Origin of the sequence: Exiguobacterium sp. HVEsp1 (genome assembly GCF_002009685.1) — a bacterium.
Classification (GTDB): Bacteria; Bacillota; Bacilli; order Exiguobacteriales; family Exiguobacteriaceae; genus Exiguobacterium; species Exiguobacterium profundum.
The window spans coordinates 1,062,100-1,076,981 of the sequence record NZ_KV917367.1 but is presented as its reverse complement, the minus strand read 5'-3'; the positions used below and the strand labels follow the sequence as shown (position 1 = coordinate 1,076,981).

Below are 14,882 nucleotides of genomic sequence, written 5' to 3'. Positions count from 1 at the left end.
CTCCGATCACACTTCATCCGCAAACATCGCTTCACCACGATGCTCGGATTGTTTTAGTTCTTTTCCTACCGGATTCTCTTTGAACAGGCGTGATAGGACAACCACAGTCACTGTTCCGAGTACCGCGTAGAGGATCGCGAAAGCGACAAGCATCCAACCGACGTTCGCTGATGTCGTAGCTGCCTCACTCGTACGCATCAACTCATATAACGCCCAAGGTTGACGACCAAACTCAGCGAAGAACCAACCAAACTCAATCGCCGCCATGGCAAGAGGTCCACCGGCTGCAATCGCAAAGAGCATCGGCTTGCTGAACTGGTTCAAACGTTTAATATATCGTCCGAGTACGAACAGGAAGGAGATGAGCGCGAGAAGCATCCCAATTCCGACCATCGCATCAAATAGATAGTGAACGAAGAGCGGCGGTTGATCTTCTTTCGCAAATTCATTGAGACCCGTCACTTCATAGTTCGGGACACCACCTGCAAGAATAGAGAGGGCGTAAGGAATCTTCAAGGCGCCTCGAACTTCATAGCCACCTTGCCCATCATCTTCTAACCATCCGCCCAAAATCAATTCGGCCTCGGAGGAGGTTTCGAAATGCCATTCTGCAGCTGCTAATTTATCTGGTTGATACTGAGCCAAATATTTACCTGAGAAGTCACCGACAAGCGCTGTCGCGATCGCAAAGATCAAAGCGACCGTCATCGTCAGACGAAGACCTTTCTTATGATACTCGATTGACATCTTGTCGAGTTGATTTCGACGTTGACGTAACAACTGAACGGCTGCGATCGCAGCTAGAATGAACGCGGATGTTAAAATAGCCGAAGTCAACACGTGTGCCATTTTCGTCGGCATGGCCGGACTGAACATCGCTTCGAGCGGGCTGACATTTGCCAATCGACCATCGACAATATCAAACCCTACAGGCTGGTTCATAAAACTGTTTACCGTTGTGATAAAGAACCCTGAGAACAATGCACCGACGGCAACCGGAATCCCGAGGAGCATGTGGTGCCACGGATTTTTAAATCGATCCCACGTGTACAAGTAAATACCAAGGAAAATCGCTTCAAAGAAGAAGGCGAACGTTTCCATGAAAAGCGGGAGCGCAATCGTTTGACCCGCAACGCGCATCAAGTTCGGCCATAGGAGTGAAAGCTGCAGACCGATGGCCGTACCCGTCACAACCCCAACCGCTACCGTCACGACATAGCCGCGGGACCAGCGTCGAGCCATGAGCGTGTATTTCGGGTCTTTTTTACGAATCCCTAAAAATTCTGCCAATAAAATTAAAAGTGGAACCCCGACGCCGAGTGTGGCAAAAATCACATGAAAACCTAATGTGAGTGCCGTCAATGCTCGACTCATCAGGACAGGATCTTGAAACATCTATTGATTACCTCCTATCTCTCTCTATCGCTTCGAACCCATGTATGAAACGACAATCACAGATGAATACCCTTCGATACTTACATCATAATGATTTTATATTGCGCTGTAATGTCTCAATGCTCGAGTTCGCAAAATGTTCACATTTGAGCAATCGCCACAAAATCGTCGCTTTACATGAATAAATCTTTCCCTTTTTCTCACTCGTTCACTCCTTTTTGGGCACACTAAAAGCGGGCTCAATCGAGACCGCTTCGTGTTATTGAATCATGACAGTTCGGAAGTAATGGTCGAATAGATCGATGGCCACTTCGATCGAACGTTCATCCGGGTTGAGTGTCGATTGATGGAGTCCTGACCCCATATCGTTCACTCCTAACCAAACCATAAATCCGGGGACCTGTTTCAACATATATCCAAAATCCTCACCCGTCATGGCAGGGACACATGTTTTATAAGAATAGCCGACTTCTTCAACCGCTTCCTCGAATTGATAAAGATAACGTTCGTCATTGACGACTTCGTGATACCGATTGCCGAATTCAAGGTCGATTTGCACGTTATACGTCATCTCGACTCCGGCGATGATTTGACGAATCCGGCTTTCCAGCACGACCATTTCTTTGTCAGACAAGGCGCGGACCGTCCCATCCAGTTTGGCCGTATCGGCGATAATATTTTCTTTCGTTCCTGCTGCGACTTTTCCGATACTGACGACCGCACTTCCCATCGGGTCAATGTTACGAGACACAATCGTTTGCAGTTGCATGATGAGAGCGGCCTGAACGATGACAGCGTCAATTCCCGCGTGAGGGAAAGCACCATGCCCCCCTTTTCCATGAATGGTGATATGGAGCTCTCGCGCACTCGCGAACAACACGCCCGGTCGTGACGCGACCATGCCGACAGGATATTCAGGTGCGACATGTAAGCCGAACAATGCATCCGGGCGGAAGTGATAGAACAATTCTGATTTCGCCATCGGTTCGGCACCACCCGGTCCCTCTTCGGCCGGTTGGAAAAAGACGACAAGGTGATGGTTAAGCGGTTCCTCGACCGCTCGTTTAATTAATCCAAGTGCGATTGACATGTGCACATCATGTCCGCATGCATGCATCATGCCTTCGTGAATCGATGCGAACTCTAGCCCCGTCTCTTCCGTGATGGGCAGTCCATCCATATCGGCTCGATATCCAATCGTCTTCTCACCGACGAGACCATCTACACGGACGAAAAGACCTGTTCGCCAGTGCGTGATATGAACACGTGACGAATCGAGCGATCGAATCAATTGCTCAAGCGTCGCTTGTGTTTTGAACTCTTCATATCCGGCTTCCGGAATTAAATGCAGCTGTCTTCTCGCTTCAATTGCCCAATTCATAACTCAGTCTCCTTCGTAATTTCTTCGACGATCTTCCAAAACGCCTGGACTTGCGCCAGCTCCAACATCGATTCTGTTGAAAGCATCCATGTGTCCCGGACGAGCGGCACGCCACCCGACGACGTCAATGGAATCTTATTCATCTCATTCACATCTTTGATGGTCGATTCCGGAAGAATCGCGAACCCGATTCCGTGTAACGCCATCTGTTTGCATGTTTCGATTTGGTCGACGACAAGCGTCGTCAGAGGCGGGCTCGAAAATCGTTCCTGCCACCACTCTAATATTTCCTGGTAATACGTCGAGTCGCTCTTGAATTGAATAAACGAGCGCTCGTTGTTTTTTAGTTGAGAGAGGTCGGTCATTTTCAGATCGACCAAATGCAAGGAATCAGAGAACAACTTCATCCGTTCCCCTCGCCAATCCGGATTTCCTCGGATGATTCCGATATGGAAATTCTCTTCGAGCATGTAACGCATCATTTCGCTCGACCATCCGGTGACCAATTTGACACGGACGGACGGATAGCGTTCGACGAACGTCTTCAATACCTTGGGTAGCCAATACTGTCCCATGATGGAGGCGACGGCTATTTTCAACGTTCCGTACACTTCTCCTTGGTTGGCCGTCAGTTCGCCCCTTAGTTCTTGTTCTTCACTGTACATCTTTTTGGCGAACTCGATGATTTTCTCTCCATCTGGCGTCAATGCGAGCCCTCTTGTGGAGCGAACGAAAATCTTCTTCCCCCACTGATGTTCGATGGTCACGAGCCGTTGACTGAGCGCTGGTTGTGAGACAAACAATCGCTCGGCTGCTTTACGCATATTCAATTCTTCCGCAAGAATAATTAACACTTCTACTTCCGAAACTTGCATCACGTCACCTGTTTCTCTATCGTTTGAAAGATTGTATACTGAATAAGTATTTGTTTCAATGTATCATATCATGTTTAATCATCAATTTGATTGTTAGGAGGAAATCTGATGCAACGTCATCATTTCGCCTTTATCGTCGCGACCGTCGCGACGCTCGGCAGCCTTTATTTTTCAGAGGTCATGCTCTTTTTACCTTGTAAGCTGTGTTGGTTCCAACGCATCTTTATGTATCCACTAGCCATCTACTACTTGACTATCATGTTGACTGCACGAGACGTCAACCGCTTGTTCGTAGGGATTATGGCCGGTGCCGGATGGTGTATCAGTCTGTATCATGTCATTTTAGAACGGATCCCGAACGGCGAAGCCTTCTGTACGAACGACTGCCTGATTCGTTGGGTCAACTATTTTGGATTCGTCACCATCCCACTCCTCAGTTTCATCGCCTTCACCTGCATCCTGATCATTCAGTTCGTCCCACTTAAAAAAGCGTGAAACAACAAAGGAGAAGCTGTCTCGAGACAGCTCCTCCTTTTTTTATTGCCACCATTCGTCGTACAACGAGGCAGGCATGTGATGCTTGTGGCGTGAACGTTTGAAAATTGTCTCGATTCGCTCGGCGATTGTCGGGTCGATTGTCTTTCCTTCCAAATAGTCGTCCAGCTGATCATACGTCATACCGAGTGCGACTTCGTCAGGAAGTCCAGGGCGACCATCTTCAAGGTCGGCCGTCGGCACCTTATAAATCACACGCTCATGCGCTCCAAGTTCATGGAGAAGTGCTTTTCCTTGACGTTTGTTCAAACCGGTCAACGGTGTGAGGTCACAAGCTCCGTCACCGTGTTTTGTATAAAATCCTGTCACATATTCCGCAGCATGGTCTGTTCCGACCACAAGGGCACCGAATGTTGCCGCAATGTCGTATTGTGCCTTCATCCGCTCACGTGCCTTCGTGTTCCCTTTATGGAAGTCACTCAATTCGAGGCCCGTTGCACGGTGAAACGCTTCAACCGATGCGTCAACAGCAGGCTTGATGTTGACAGTGAACGATTTGTCCGGACGAATGAACTCAAGCGCAAGTTGTGCGTCATGCTCATCGTGTTGCTCACCATACGGCAATCTAATTGCATAAAATGTATACTCGTCACTCGTTTCTTCTCGAAGCTCTTCCATGGCGAGTTGACATAGCTTTCCGGCAAGGCTCGAGTCTTGCCCGCCTGAGATCCCTAGGACGAGTCCTTTCGCACCAGCCCGTTTCACATATGCTTTCAAGAAGTCGATACGTTGACGAATTTCTTCTTTCGGGTTGATGGTCGGTTTGACATGTGTTGATTCAATGATCTGTTGTTGCATGGATTACCCTCCCACTATGCTCTCATTTTGCTTTATTGTCTGATAATCCTTATACCCCGTCAACTAGCGTCTCAAAAAGAAAGACGGAAACAACAGTTTCCGCCATGGTTTTATTGAACTTTAAATGATGTGACCTCTCCACCGATTGGTGTCATCTCTAAGAACAATGGTTGATCTTTCGCCGGTGCTTCATCGAGCAATACCCCAAACGAGAAACCACCGCCGGTCACTTCGGCTGCACCTTGAGCGTAAACATTATGTCCGTCTGATACAGACCACTCAAACTCGACCTCATCCGTATACCCGCTCACTTGAATCATCGTGTCATTCAAGTCAATTTGTACATCACGGAACGCGCCGTCCGACTGCGGCTCTGTAGCAGGCGTTTCTTCCGGTGTTTCTGACGTACCTTCATCCGGAGTTTCTGTTGCAGTAGATTCAACGGTGAACGTCGTCTCATCTGTCACAGCAATTTCAGGTGCTCCGTCAACTTGACCGAGCCCAATCACTTCGACCGAATATTCGCCTGGTTCTAATGTCAATGGAAAGACTTCGTCGAATACTTTTTTATCATTCGCTTCCCATTTTTCCTCAATTACAGATTCTGTGAACATATAATCACTTCCGTAATCAAATACGGTTTGATCCCCTTTTTTGACAACTAACTGAAAACGTTGCGACGAATTAAACGTTACATCGACTGCTTCCTCATTTGGGTTTGTCATCGAAATCGTAGCTGATAACGTTTTTGCCGAAGCATCGTATGCCATTTCCGTGTCGAGCGTCAATGGAGCCGGTGGTTCAGACGAATCACTGTTTACTTGACTCGGTTTCGCCTCTTCTTTCCCACATCCCGCTACGACTAATAAGATTGCCGTCACTACGGCGAGCAACCAAGTTTTCTTCATGAATCCCACTCTCCTCAACAAAATAAAAAACGTCTATAGCACTAGTGTATACAATGTGCAGACGTTTGTAATGATTTTCCTTATATTATTTACCTTTTTTACGAAACTTTAGCTTGTTCCATGTATTGTTGCCAACCGGTCATGAACAATGAATCTGCGATATCGAGATCAGACCGGACTTGAGCCGTGATAGAGAACGTCTCACTGTGCATCGACTCAAACGTGACGACCATCGTTTCTCCTACTACTTCCTTATAAGCTACAAGTTCAGGCGTTTCTGCAAACAATATCATAAGTATGGCTCCTTTGTTCATCTGTGATAAACCTAGTGTACCAATCTGAAACCAAGATATATGTCCTATCGTTCGACAGCACAACAATGACATTTTACCTATTGTCGAAACGTTTACATCAAATGTTAGTCAATTGGGGAAATGTGCATATGATTTCATGAAAAAAAGGAGCAATCCGTACTACAGACGCTCCTCTTTACCTTAAATTGTAAATCAATTTGATTCAATACATGTCGAACGAAATCTCATTTCGACCGGTTCGAAATTTGTTGCCATACTGTCCCGAGTGCTGTCTCGCCGCTCGTGATCCGCTCTTTCGCAAGTCGCGCTTGTAAAGAGACCTCGAACTCGCGGTCTTCCTCCGCAATCGACAAGGCAGATACAGCCCGCTCATCTCCACAATCGAATAAGAAACGAGCCGCTCGCCAACGTACGAGTTTGTTTTTATCCTTTAACGCCTCAATCATGGAAGGTTGGGACTGAGGTAATGCCCAGTCGGAGACCGTATCCCCAGCCGTCCGCCGCACAATAGGAGAAGCGTCCACTAAGGCTTGTTCGATATATGTGACATATTCCTCACGTCGCTCTTCAAACATCCCGATCATGACGACCGCCTGTCGACGGATCGCCATCACGGAATCTTCCAAGGCACGACGGAAATAAGGCATGTTTTCATGCTGGATTTCGAGTTCATCCAAGAATGCCATCCGATCTTTCCAATTATCCGACTGCAGATGGTTCGCGTTCGCCTCAAAATCCGCTTCTCGACCAAACGCTCGGGCCACGATCCGCTCGATGCGCTCTTCAGGATACGCCGCTTCCAATTCTTCTTGTGCGACGACACTGACTTCATCCAATTCACCATAACGTGGGGCTTGTTCTACCCAACGACGGTCTTGAATGACATTCTTCACTTGTGCTTGAACTTCCATCGCTGCATCGACGAATCGTTTCGACAATCCGATTCGTTTTTCCTCGTCCCCTTTGACGAGTTTTAATTGCATCGGTACATCGAGCACGAATTGAACGGATACATGGACCGGTTCATAGTCCGTATCCATCTTTGTGGATTCGACTTCCTCAACTTGTTCCCCGAACGCCCGTCGGATCTCATTCATGACGTCATGCCAATCATGTTTCGGATGTCGCTCGACAGCGAGAAAATCAGACACGGCGTAAACGGATTTGACGCCTCGAAGCCCGATGATTTCTTGAATGATGGCTGGGGCATCCGTACTCGCTTTGTCGTACGTTGTGCCTCTCCCTTCAAACGGAGGGTCCACAATGATTTTCAAGTTATTCGGACTTGGTGTCGGTTCGATTGCTACTAGTTTCATCCTCATCACCTCACTCTTCATCGTGACGAAAATGACAAAAAAACGCAAGCGAGTCGCTTGCGTTCGATCAACCATCTATTTACTTAAAACAACGCGATAAACTGTTGGAGTGAATACGTCGTCCCATCCACAGTAAACGTGTCGTCCTCTGAAATCGGTTCAAGGAAGAAACGTTTTTCACCATCTTCTTTCACGTAACCAAAAATATGATTGGATTGATAGAACAATTCAATAATCGTCATCCGTCCAAATGTCATCCCATCGTTCATTACCGCCCGATCACCCAATTCGCCGCCATTGTACAGTTCGATGTAAGTTTCCATTTTGGTGTCGCTCCTCTTGTGTTTGTTTTCACAATTCCTTTCTATCAAACAACATGAGCGACTTCAAGTTAATTTTTTGCGTTACGCTTCCAAAATTCAATCCATTTACGATATTCCAATAATGTTTTTTTGATTTGATTAATCGAATTCTCATCATGTAACCCTCTATCATCAATCTTTTCTTTACAATGCGTGATGAAAATTTCATTTCCCGGTAAAACATTTGCACGATTTGTGGCAAATACTTGTCGGAGATGGATTTGGCATCTGGCGGTTCCAAGTATGCCCGGCGAGGCCCCGGCGATCATGACCGGTTTATCCCGGAGTGGCGTTCCTGGCTCGAGCGAAAGCCAGTCGATTGCATTCTTCAGGACGCCCGGGATGCTATGGTTATATTCTGGAGTGACAATCAATAACCCATCAGCTTCCCGAACAGCTTGCTTCAATGCGGCCACAACTTTCGGTTCATCCGGATCAATCAAATCGTCATTGAACAGTGGAAGTTCGATGGAGACGACCTCAATGTCGAAATCCTCTTGAGCCAGTTCAATGATCGAATGCAAAAGAGCAGTATTGAAAGATTTCTTGCGAAGACTTCCTGACATAGCGATTAATTTATACGTTTCCATGTTCTACCTCCCGCATCCATTCGTTCACGATTTTCGCTTCTTCTTCAGGGGCTTCCATCATCCCCATATGACTGAACGGAACGATTGCTTTCGTATGTCGTGACGCACCTAAAAACGCCCGCTCCTCATTCATATTCGGGTCTTTTGAGCCGTAAATGAATAGGCCGGGGAGGTCAGTCGTTTCGACGGTGTCCACTTCGTCTTCACGATCGCGGATTGCCTGTTGCGCGTTCACGATTCCCTCGACCGTCATTTCATATCCGATTGCGATCGCTTGTTGGATGAGCGCCGGGTCGGAATCGCTTGAGAAGACATTTGGAATCATTCCGTCAATAAACGGCTCGATTCCTTCTTCGATGACTTGATGGATGGCACCATTTCGCTTTTCCCGCGCCGCTTCTGTATCAGCGGCCGCCGTGGAGTGAATTAATCCAAATCCCGATATTTCTGTTCCATAGCGACGCACGAGGTTAGTCGTCACATAGCCTCCGAAAGAATGCCCACATACGAGCGGACGGTCAAGACCCCGAAGACGAATTTCTCCGATGACCCAGTCCGCAAATTGATCCATCGTTTCTGGCCCCACGTCCGTCCCGGCATGACCAGGTAATGTGAGCGCGTGAACTTCGGCATTCAATAACGGTTCCAACTGTTCAAAGTACTTTGGAGAACCGCACAGCCCATGTAGCAATACGAGTGCTTTCATATCATCGAGTGCTCCTTTTCTTCCCATTCTGTTTTGAGTAGCCGATACATCGTCAAATCCATGAATCGGCCATGGCTATATGCATAATCTTGTAGAAGTCCTTCTTCAATAAATCCCAATTTTTGAACGAGTCGATTCGACCCTTCATTCCCTGGTGCGACCAACGCAGAGATTCGATGAAACTTGAATTCTTCAAAACCATATTGGATGACAGCTGAAGCAGCTTCGAAAGCCACCCCTTGTCTCCAATAATGAGGGGAAACCTCAAACCCGATTTCGGCGCGATAATATTGGGGCGTCCAATTATGAAATCCAATCGTTCCGACCAATTCGTTCGTCATCCGATCGCATATCGCCCAACGAATGGCCTTCCCTTGCTGAAATTGATCCTTAAAGTAAGCGATCACGTTCTTCGCCTCATAGACGGCAAGCAACGGGTCCGACCCATAATATCGCATCACTTCCTCAGTGGATAGAATGGTATATAGTGCTCTAGCATCACGCGGTTCTAGCTCTCGCAGGATAAACCGGGGCGTAGCGAGCTCAGGAAAACTCCGTTTTAATCCCCACATGTGGAACCCGCCTTTCCTATTCGTTTCCTCAATTATACTTCTATTTTCCCAAATGTATCGAACTCAACCCTCTCGTACCGTCTCAAGATGGCAGAAAACACGTGTTTTTGCTACTATAATCGTAGTATGTCAAACTGAGGGGATACCATATGTCAAAACAACTCTTTTATTTGAAGCAAGACCGGGACGTCCAACGCTTCACACTGCATGGTGTGACGTTGGCGGATGTAACAGAAGCGCTTTCCGTGACGAGACCGATGATTATTTGTCGAACGGACATCAAAGGGATGAGACAATCCTCGAGGTCGCGTTTCCGTTATATTGAAGCGCACGAACTATCTTCGTTCTCGTCTAAGTATTTGAATAACCAAACAACGTTTACGGCGATCGATTTTCCGGACTACAATACGCTCGAAACTCTGTCCGATCATGAAATTGCAGAAATCTTGTTTTTAAGTCATATGGAACGCGGAATCAAGAAGCCGTTCTTGGATTCGCTCGATAATGAGATTGTGTTCTTCAATGAAGCAAACGATCGACATAGCAGTCTTTATATTCGCGATTGGTCGACAATCAATCATTTCGTCCAAAACATGTTGCAAAGTAAACTCGATCGTGACATTCGTAACATCAGTTTTGTTCCGATTCCACTTCCCGTCATCGATGAATTACTCGATTTGGCACCTCAAGGTCTGATCATCGATTTCGATCATACGAAACGCAGTTTGTTCAATCGACAAATCGTCATCTCATTCTATGTAGCGGGCCGTTATGAAGACATGTCTGTTCTTGAAGAAGACTTCGATGCGAAGAAAGAATCCATCGCCTTAAAAGGGCAATTGTTGTACCGTCGTCGTACATGGCAGATTGAACGATTATAAGGTCATACATGTAATGAATAGTTGTGAACCTCTGGAAATGAGGTTCTTTTTTGTTATTTTCAGACCGATTGTTTCAACCTTATGCCTATACTGGACAGGGTTGAACGCTATTCTTAAAAATTGATAACAAATTGTCTTAATTTTTTGTTAAATTAACACTTTTCTTTTTCGAACGAGGCGTTATACTAGGAATAACCTTCTGGAGGAATGGAAGGCAATATAGAGAAAGCGAGGTGAAAATCTATTCATCACGCGATGGATAGATACACGAAATGGAACAACTGAAAGTACAAGGAGTCTCATCGTTCACCAAGTTTGCGACGAATGGAAAAATGCTGAAACTTAAAGATGCTCACGCAGGGGAACAACGCATTTCACTACAGGATGCGACGGATATTCAAGTCTCTCTGCTCGACGAAGACCATTCGCGCTTCACTATATTTGGTCACGCTCACCCTTTGGTGGAGCTGATCCTTCCTCACAATTCTTGTGAAGTCCTCTATGCTTGGTTACTACACAAGATGAAACGACAAAAAATCAAACTCGCTTCAAACGCTTAAACAAAACAAGGTCTGCTCTCCATGTGGGAGGCAGACCTTGTTGTTTTGACTGAAGTCATTTCATTCCTTCGTTTCTTCCAATGATGAATTCGCAGTGACCGGGTTTCTGCGATAAATCGTCACGCCACCATGCTTGGCCTCTCCTACTACTTGAAAGAGCCAGCCTTTCTCAATCAAAATGGTTCGAACGGATAAAAAGTCTTCGCGTGGTACGTTCACTTCATCCACTTGTCCGTCCAACAATTGCTGAAATGTCGTTTCCCAATCAGTCATGTTGATTCTCCTTACGTAAGTCTTCATCATGCATCCATTCGAACAGGCGTCGTCCGGATTCTAAGCGATCCGTCTTGTCTAACAATGTTGCCGGGACGACCCGCGTCGCATCAATCGACTCATCTCCGGCAAAAGCGACAGGTTCATTCGTCATCTGTTCAATATATTGAAGTGCAAACAATAAAATCGATTTTTCTGTATCCAATCCACTTTCCCGTAGCACAACATCAAACGACTCATCTCGTTTATTGTCCACTAGTAACGTCCGTCCCCCGTCGAGGAGAGCCAATGATGGCACAGCATCGACATGAAATACTTCATATGCGCGATAGGTCTGCTCATCACACAGTAAAAGGGGAACAAAACGACGTCGGCTCGTCCATTTCTTTAACTGAAACAAAATTTTCATCGAGGTGAACCACGTCGCCCCATCTCGATCTTTTTCCACTAAAATTGTGGGAACTGATGCTTCATCCGCTTCTTTTTTTTGAACGAATAACCATTTTTCTACATCTACCACGACGATCAAATCGTTTTCCTCCTTATGATCCATTCAGACAATGCAATCATCGTCAACGCAACGAGCCAACCGCCGAGCACGTCACTGAAGTAATGAACGTTCAAGATGACACGGCTGAGCGAAACCGCGAGGACGAGGCACAAGAGAATGAAGATGACGACTTTCGACTGTTTCTTTCGATACAGTACATAAGCTGTCAATCCATATAGGGCCAGCGACCCTGAGGCGTGTCCACTCGGAAAACTGTATGTCGTTGCATCGAGGGATGCATCAATGAGCGGTCGATCGATTCCGTAGACGAGCTTTAGCACCTGGGTAAACAGAAGTGTCCCGATTCCGACGAGCGCTAGTCGCCACGCTTCGATACGGTCCCCGCGCCAATACCAAAACAACAACCCTAATATGGAGAGCCCCACAATGACCTGTGCACTCCCGAGTTCTGTCACGTAGGCAAACACTCGATCCGGTAACGGTTGTAACCATTCATATACGAATGTGTTCATTGGATCGACCGCCCCTAAAACGACAAACACCGACACGATCACATAAGCGACCGTCCCGGTGATGACCACCATTTGCGGTGTCCACTTCATCAATACAACCCTTTTCTTTCACGCATCTCTTCTTCTCCGAAATCGACCATATCTCGCAATCGGTGCGCTAATCGTCCTGAAGCGTTGGCAGCGATGGCACCGACGAGATCGTCCATGAACGTATGCACTTGCCCATCATCCATCTTCGTGTCGAGTTGTTTGATGATACCGATTTTTGCCTTGTCTAAGTATCCGAAAGTCGTAACGGCAATCGAACCATATGTGTTGACGGCACCGATCGCAATCGTCTCGTCCACTCCAAATAAACCTTCGTCTGAGGCGATAATCGACAGAAGCGGTTCAGATAATTGGCCTTTTTCAGCCAACATGTCGAGCTCTGAACCAACAAGAATCGCATGTTGTAGTTCACGTTTGTCAAGAACCGCCTCGACAGAATCCATACAATCTTTTAAAGAAAGATGCGGCGAGTAAGGTGCCTGCATCTGGTATACGATTTCAGCAATCGATTCAATCGTGACCCCGCGTTCGAGCAAACGAGCACGAGCCGCTTCTCGGACGTCACGTGAGTGTGGTACGTGTTTCATAATAGGCGCAGGATCGAAATCCCGCTTCACATCCCTTCGTTCAGAGAGTCATCGTCTCTCTATATGATATAACCATTATACTGAAAAATTGAAAAAAGACGAACCCTGCTTTGACTTCCCACATTAAATCGGTCATCATTAACATGTAGGTTAAACGATCAAAGGGGGAAGAGGAATGAAGATTGGGGTAGTCTTATTTCCGTCTAAACAAGTGCAAGATTTTGCGAACTCTTATCGAAAACGCTATGACACAAAATACGCGTTGATTTCACCTCACGTGACCATTAAAGAACGGACAGAGGTGTCAGAAGAAGACTTACCGAAAGTACTCGAGTACTTGCAACAAGTTGCGGATTCGACTAAACCGATTCAGTTAAAAGTCGATGGCGTTCGGTCTTTCGCACCAACGAACAATGTCTTGTATTTAAAAGTGTTGCCGACACGTGAACTGTCTGCTCTGCAACAGCGACTTCACGAAGACGTGCTCAGCCAAGCACCGAAATATGAATTCTTGCCGCACATCACGATTGGTCAAGATTTGACCGATGCAGAGCTGTTCGACGTCCTCGAACGTATGCGTATGGAGCAGGTTCATTTCGAAGAGACGATCACTCGGATGGCCGTCATGTATGAACTCGAAAATGAAACATGGAACGTCTATGAGACGTTCCGTTTCCGAGGCTAACCTTATATGCTCCGGTCGACATAGCGACCGGGGTTTTTTTCTTGCTCTTCTTCAAGCCATTCTTCACGTCGAGGTCGGATTCGTTGGACACGCTTGATTCGTGTCACCGGTTCGATGCTCGCTCGACCTGATGGCTGGACTTGTCGGTTGACGTATTGCACGACAGTAAAATCAATCTGATAAGGACCCATGATCTGACCTCCTTCATAGGTCCTTACCCTATTTATTCACGAGGTAATACAAAAATGGCGCATCACTGCGCCATTCCCCAAACTTATAAAATATGGTATCCGCTATCTACGTGAATAACTTCGCCGGTCACGCCGCTTCCCATTCCCGAGAGGAGGAAGAGACCTGTCGAAGCCACTTCTTCTGCCGAAACGTTTCGACGTAACGGCGCCTTCTGTTCAAGTTCAGAAAGGATACTGTTGAAATCGCCGACCCCTTTGGCTGACAATGTACGAATCGGACCAGCTGAAATGGCGTTGACACGCACACCGTGGGGACCGTATTCGTTCGCCAAATACTTGACGCTCGAATCAAGGGCCGCTTTAGCGACACCCATCAAGTTGTAGTTCGGAACGACACGCTCGCCGCCGAGGTACGTGAGTGTGATCACCGAGGCGTCTTGTGCGAAGTAAGGCTTCGCCGCTTTCACAACTGCCGTCAAACTATATGCTGAGATGTCTAACGCCTGTGCGAACTGACCACGTGTCATTTCTGAGAACTCACCGCGCAATGCTTCTTTGTCAGCAAATGCGATCGAATGCGCGATTCCTTGAATCTCGCCCGCTTGTTCGTGAATCGAACGGAATGTTGAATCAATCGCTTCGTCATTCGTCACATCACACTCAAGTAGGATCGCTTCTTGCTTCAACTCACTTGCGAGTGACTCGAGACCCGATTTGAATCGTTCTGCCGCATACGTTAACACGAGCTTCGCCCCTGCCTCATCAAGCGTTTTGGCAATGGCCCATGCAATCGAGCGCTTGTTGGCAATCCCCATGACGACGTACGTTTTATTCGTTAATGTTGGAAAAATTGACATCATAA

At 46.9% G+C, this 14,882-nt stretch carries 21 protein-coding genes; 4 read left to right on the top strand and 17 right to left on the bottom strand.

Annotated features, from left to right (window positions below; translation table 11 throughout):
- Positions 1-6: 6 nt before the first annotated feature.
- The 3 genes from BV910_RS05550 to BV910_RS05540 form a co-directional block, all read right to left on the bottom strand.
- A complete protein-coding gene (locus BV910_RS05550; RefSeq protein ID WP_074037383.1) occupies positions 7-1,395 on the bottom strand; it encodes a cytochrome ubiquinol oxidase subunit I in 1,389 nt (462 codons plus the stop codon).
- Positions 1,396-1,654: 259 nt separating this feature from the next.
- Positions 1,655-2,776 (bottom strand): N-acetyldiaminopimelate deacetylase, encoded by a 1,122-nt coding sequence (locus BV910_RS05545; RefSeq protein WP_078146623.1) that lies wholly within the window; start codon positions 2,774-2,776, stop codon positions 1,655-1,657.
- Positions 2,773-3,651 (bottom strand): transcriptional regulator CcpC, encoded by an 879-nt coding sequence (locus BV910_RS05540; protein ID WP_031421506.1) that lies wholly within the window; start codon positions 3,649-3,651, stop codon positions 2,773-2,775. The genes BV910_RS05545 and BV910_RS05540 overlap by 4 nt, the downstream gene beginning before the upstream one ends.
- Positions 3,652-3,759: 108 nt before the next feature.
- On the opposite strand from BV910_RS05540, the gene BV910_RS05535 reads away from it, so the two are divergent.
- Entirely contained in the window at positions 3,760-4,146 is a 387-nt protein-coding gene (locus BV910_RS05535; protein ID WP_078146622.1) for a disulfide bond formation protein B, read from the top strand.
- A gap of 42 nt (positions 4,147-4,188) precedes the next feature.
- Here the strand turns inward: BV910_RS05535 and nadE are convergent, their stop codons facing one another.
- The 8 genes from nadE to BV910_RS05495 form a co-directional block, all read right to left on the bottom strand.
- Positions 4,189-5,004, bottom strand: a complete 816-nt coding sequence (nadE, locus tag BV910_RS05530; protein WP_078146621.1) for an ammonia-dependent NAD(+) synthetase — start codon at positions 5,002-5,004, stop codon at positions 4,189-4,191.
- A gap of 110 nt (positions 5,005-5,114) precedes the next feature.
- Positions 5,115-5,912 carry a BsuPI-related putative proteinase inhibitor gene (locus BV910_RS05525; protein ID WP_078146620.1) on the bottom strand — a complete coding sequence of 266 codons (798 nt, stop codon included), beginning with the start codon at positions 5,910-5,912 and terminating at the stop codon, positions 5,115-5,117.
- Between the two features lie 98 nt (positions 5,913-6,010).
- Positions 6,011-6,205: a hypothetical protein gene (locus BV910_RS05520; RefSeq protein WP_078146619.1), complete on the bottom strand. Its 195-nt coding sequence runs from the start codon at positions 6,203-6,205 to the stop codon at positions 6,011-6,013.
- 245 nt (positions 6,206-6,450) lie between these two features.
- Complete coding sequence (locus BV910_RS05515) at positions 6,451-7,542, bottom strand: virulence factor (RefSeq protein WP_078147913.1); 1,092 nt, start codon at positions 7,540-7,542, stop codon at positions 6,451-6,453.
- Between the two features lie 83 nt (positions 7,543-7,625).
- A complete protein-coding gene (locus tag BV910_RS05510; protein WP_078146618.1) occupies positions 7,626-7,865 on the bottom strand; it encodes a hypothetical protein in 240 nt (79 codons plus the stop codon).
- 68 nt (positions 7,866-7,933) lie between these two features.
- Complete coding sequence (locus tag BV910_RS05505) at positions 7,934-8,494, bottom strand: NADPH-dependent FMN reductase (protein WP_078146617.1); 561 nt, start codon at positions 8,492-8,494, stop codon at positions 7,934-7,936.
- A complete protein-coding gene (locus BV910_RS05500; protein WP_168169838.1) occupies positions 8,481-9,200 on the bottom strand; it encodes an alpha/beta fold hydrolase in 720 nt (239 codons plus the stop codon). Before BV910_RS05500 ends, BV910_RS05505 begins: the two co-directional genes overlap by 14 nt.
- Positions 9,197-9,772 (bottom strand): GNAT family N-acetyltransferase, encoded by a 576-nt coding sequence (locus BV910_RS05495; protein ID WP_015881239.1) that lies wholly within the window; start codon positions 9,770-9,772, stop codon positions 9,197-9,199. Before BV910_RS05495 ends, BV910_RS05500 begins: the two co-directional genes overlap by 4 nt.
- Before the next feature lie 149 nt (positions 9,773-9,921).
- Between BV910_RS05495 and BV910_RS05490 the strand changes: the two genes are divergently transcribed.
- Both BV910_RS05490 and BV910_RS05485 read left to right on the top strand, forming a co-directional pair.
- On the top strand, positions 9,922-10,653 hold the full coding sequence (locus BV910_RS05490; RefSeq protein WP_078146615.1) for a hypothetical protein: 732 nt from the start codon (positions 9,922-9,924) through the stop codon (positions 10,651-10,653).
- 272 nt (positions 10,654-10,925) lie between these two features.
- Positions 10,926-11,213, top strand: a complete 288-nt coding sequence (locus tag BV910_RS05485; RefSeq protein WP_074037396.1) for a hypothetical protein — start codon at positions 10,926-10,928, stop codon at positions 11,211-11,213.
- 60 nt (positions 11,214-11,273) lie between these two features.
- On the opposite strand, the gene BV910_RS05480 is transcribed toward BV910_RS05485, so the two are convergent.
- The 4 genes from BV910_RS05480 to BV910_RS05465 are packed head-to-tail and all read right to left on the bottom strand — an operon-like array spanning position 11,274 to position 13,144.
- Positions 11,274-11,486: a hypothetical protein gene (locus tag BV910_RS05480; protein ID WP_078146614.1), complete on the bottom strand. Its 213-nt coding sequence runs from the start codon at positions 11,484-11,486 to the stop codon at positions 11,274-11,276.
- Entirely contained in the window at positions 11,479-12,015 is a 537-nt protein-coding gene (locus BV910_RS05475; protein ID WP_078146613.1) for a hypothetical protein, read from the bottom strand. The genes BV910_RS05480 and BV910_RS05475 overlap by 8 nt, the downstream gene beginning before the upstream one ends.
- Positions 12,012-12,599 carry a phosphatase PAP2 family protein gene (locus tag BV910_RS05470; protein WP_078146612.1) on the bottom strand — a complete coding sequence of 196 codons (588 nt, stop codon included), beginning with the start codon at positions 12,597-12,599 and terminating at the stop codon, positions 12,012-12,014. The genes BV910_RS05475 and BV910_RS05470 overlap by 4 nt, the downstream gene beginning before the upstream one ends.
- A complete protein-coding gene (locus BV910_RS05465) occupies positions 12,599-13,144 on the bottom strand; it encodes a phosphatidylglycerophosphatase A family protein (protein WP_015881233.1) in 546 nt (181 codons plus the stop codon). Before BV910_RS05465 ends, BV910_RS05470 begins: the two co-directional genes overlap by 1 nt.
- Before the next feature lie 175 nt (positions 13,145-13,319).
- Here BV910_RS05465 and BV910_RS05460 point away from each other — a divergent pair, with 175 nt between their 5' ends.
- Positions 13,320-13,829 carry a YjcG family protein gene (locus BV910_RS05460; RefSeq protein WP_074035055.1) on the top strand — a complete coding sequence of 170 codons (510 nt, stop codon included), beginning with the start codon at positions 13,320-13,322 and terminating at the stop codon, positions 13,827-13,829.
- A 2-nt stretch (positions 13,830-13,831) separates the two neighbouring features.
- Here the strand turns inward: BV910_RS05460 and BV910_RS05455 are convergent, their stop codons facing one another.
- Together BV910_RS05455 and fabI are read right to left on the bottom strand one after the other, a co-directional pair.
- A complete protein-coding gene (locus tag BV910_RS05455) occupies positions 13,832-14,020 on the bottom strand; it encodes a hypothetical protein (protein ID WP_015881231.1) in 189 nt (62 codons plus the stop codon).
- An 83-nt stretch (positions 14,021-14,103) separates the two neighbouring features.
- Positions 14,104-14,877 carry an enoyl-ACP reductase FabI gene (fabI, locus tag BV910_RS05450; RefSeq protein ID WP_015881230.1) on the bottom strand — a complete coding sequence of 258 codons (774 nt, stop codon included), beginning with the start codon at positions 14,875-14,877 and terminating at the stop codon, positions 14,104-14,106.
- Between the last annotated feature and the right edge of the window lie 5 nt (positions 14,878-14,882).

Coding starts and splice junctions, on each gene's coding strand:
- BV910_RS05500 (WP_168169838.1), bottom strand. CDS start 9,200: ATGAAAGCACTCGTATTGCTACATGGGCTGTGCGGTTCTCCAAAGTAC.
- BV910_RS05460 (WP_074035055.1), top strand. CDS start 13,320: ATGAAGATTGGGGTAGTCTTATTTCCGTCTAAACAAGTGCAAGATTTT.
- BV910_RS05550 (WP_074037383.1), bottom strand. CDS start 1,395: ATGTTTCAAGATCCTGTCCTGATGAGTCGAGCATTGACGGCACTCACA.
- BV910_RS05515 (WP_078147913.1), bottom strand. CDS start 7,542: ATGAAACTAGTAGCAATCGAACCGACACCAAGTCCGAATAACTTGAAA.
- BV910_RS05535 (WP_078146622.1), top strand. CDS start 3,760: ATGCAACGTCATCATTTCGCCTTTATCGTCGCGACCGTCGCGACGCTC.
- BV910_RS05520 (WP_078146619.1), bottom strand. CDS start 6,205: ATGATATTGTTTGCAGAAACGCCTGAACTTGTAGCTTATAAGGAAGTA.
- BV910_RS05540 (WP_031421506.1), bottom strand. CDS start 3,651: ATGCAAGTTTCGGAAGTAGAAGTGTTAATTATTCTTGCGGAAGAATTG.
- BV910_RS05525 (WP_078146620.1), bottom strand. CDS start 5,912: ATGAAGAAAACTTGGTTGCTCGCCGTAGTGACGGCAATCTTATTAGTC.
- BV910_RS05505 (WP_078146617.1), bottom strand. CDS start 8,494: ATGGAAACGTATAAATTAATCGCTATGTCAGGAAGTCTTCGCAAGAAA.
- BV910_RS05455 (WP_015881231.1), bottom strand. CDS start 14,020: ATGGGTCCTTATCAGATTGATTTTACTGTCGTGCAATACGTCAACCGA.
- BV910_RS05490 (WP_078146615.1), top strand. CDS start 9,922: ATGTCAAAACAACTCTTTTATTTGAAGCAAGACCGGGACGTCCAACGC.
- BV910_RS05470 (WP_078146612.1), bottom strand. CDS start 12,599: ATGAAGTGGACACCGCAAATGGTGGTCATCACCGGGACGGTCGCTTAT.
- BV910_RS05495 (WP_015881239.1), bottom strand. CDS start 9,772: ATGTGGGGATTAAAACGGAGTTTTCCTGAGCTCGCTACGCCCCGGTTT.
- nadE (WP_078146621.1), bottom strand. CDS start 5,004: ATGCAACAACAGATCATTGAATCAACACATGTCAAACCGACCATCAAC.
- fabI (WP_015881230.1), bottom strand. CDS start 14,877: ATGTCAATTTTTCCAACATTAACGAATAAAACGTACGTCGTCATGGGG.
- BV910_RS05510 (WP_078146618.1), bottom strand. CDS start 7,865: ATGGAAACTTACATCGAACTGTACAATGGCGGCGAATTGGGTGATCGG.
- BV910_RS05480 (WP_078146614.1), bottom strand. CDS start 11,486: ATGACTGATTGGGAAACGACATTTCAGCAATTGTTGGACGGACAAGTG.
- BV910_RS05465 (WP_015881233.1), bottom strand. CDS start 13,144: ATGAAACACGTACCACACTCACGTGACGTCCGAGAAGCGGCTCGTGCT.
- BV910_RS05545 (WP_078146623.1), bottom strand. CDS start 2,776: ATGAATTGGGCAATTGAAGCGAGAAGACAGCTGCATTTAATTCCGGAA.
- BV910_RS05485 (WP_074037396.1), top strand. CDS start 10,926: ATGGAACAACTGAAAGTACAAGGAGTCTCATCGTTCACCAAGTTTGCG.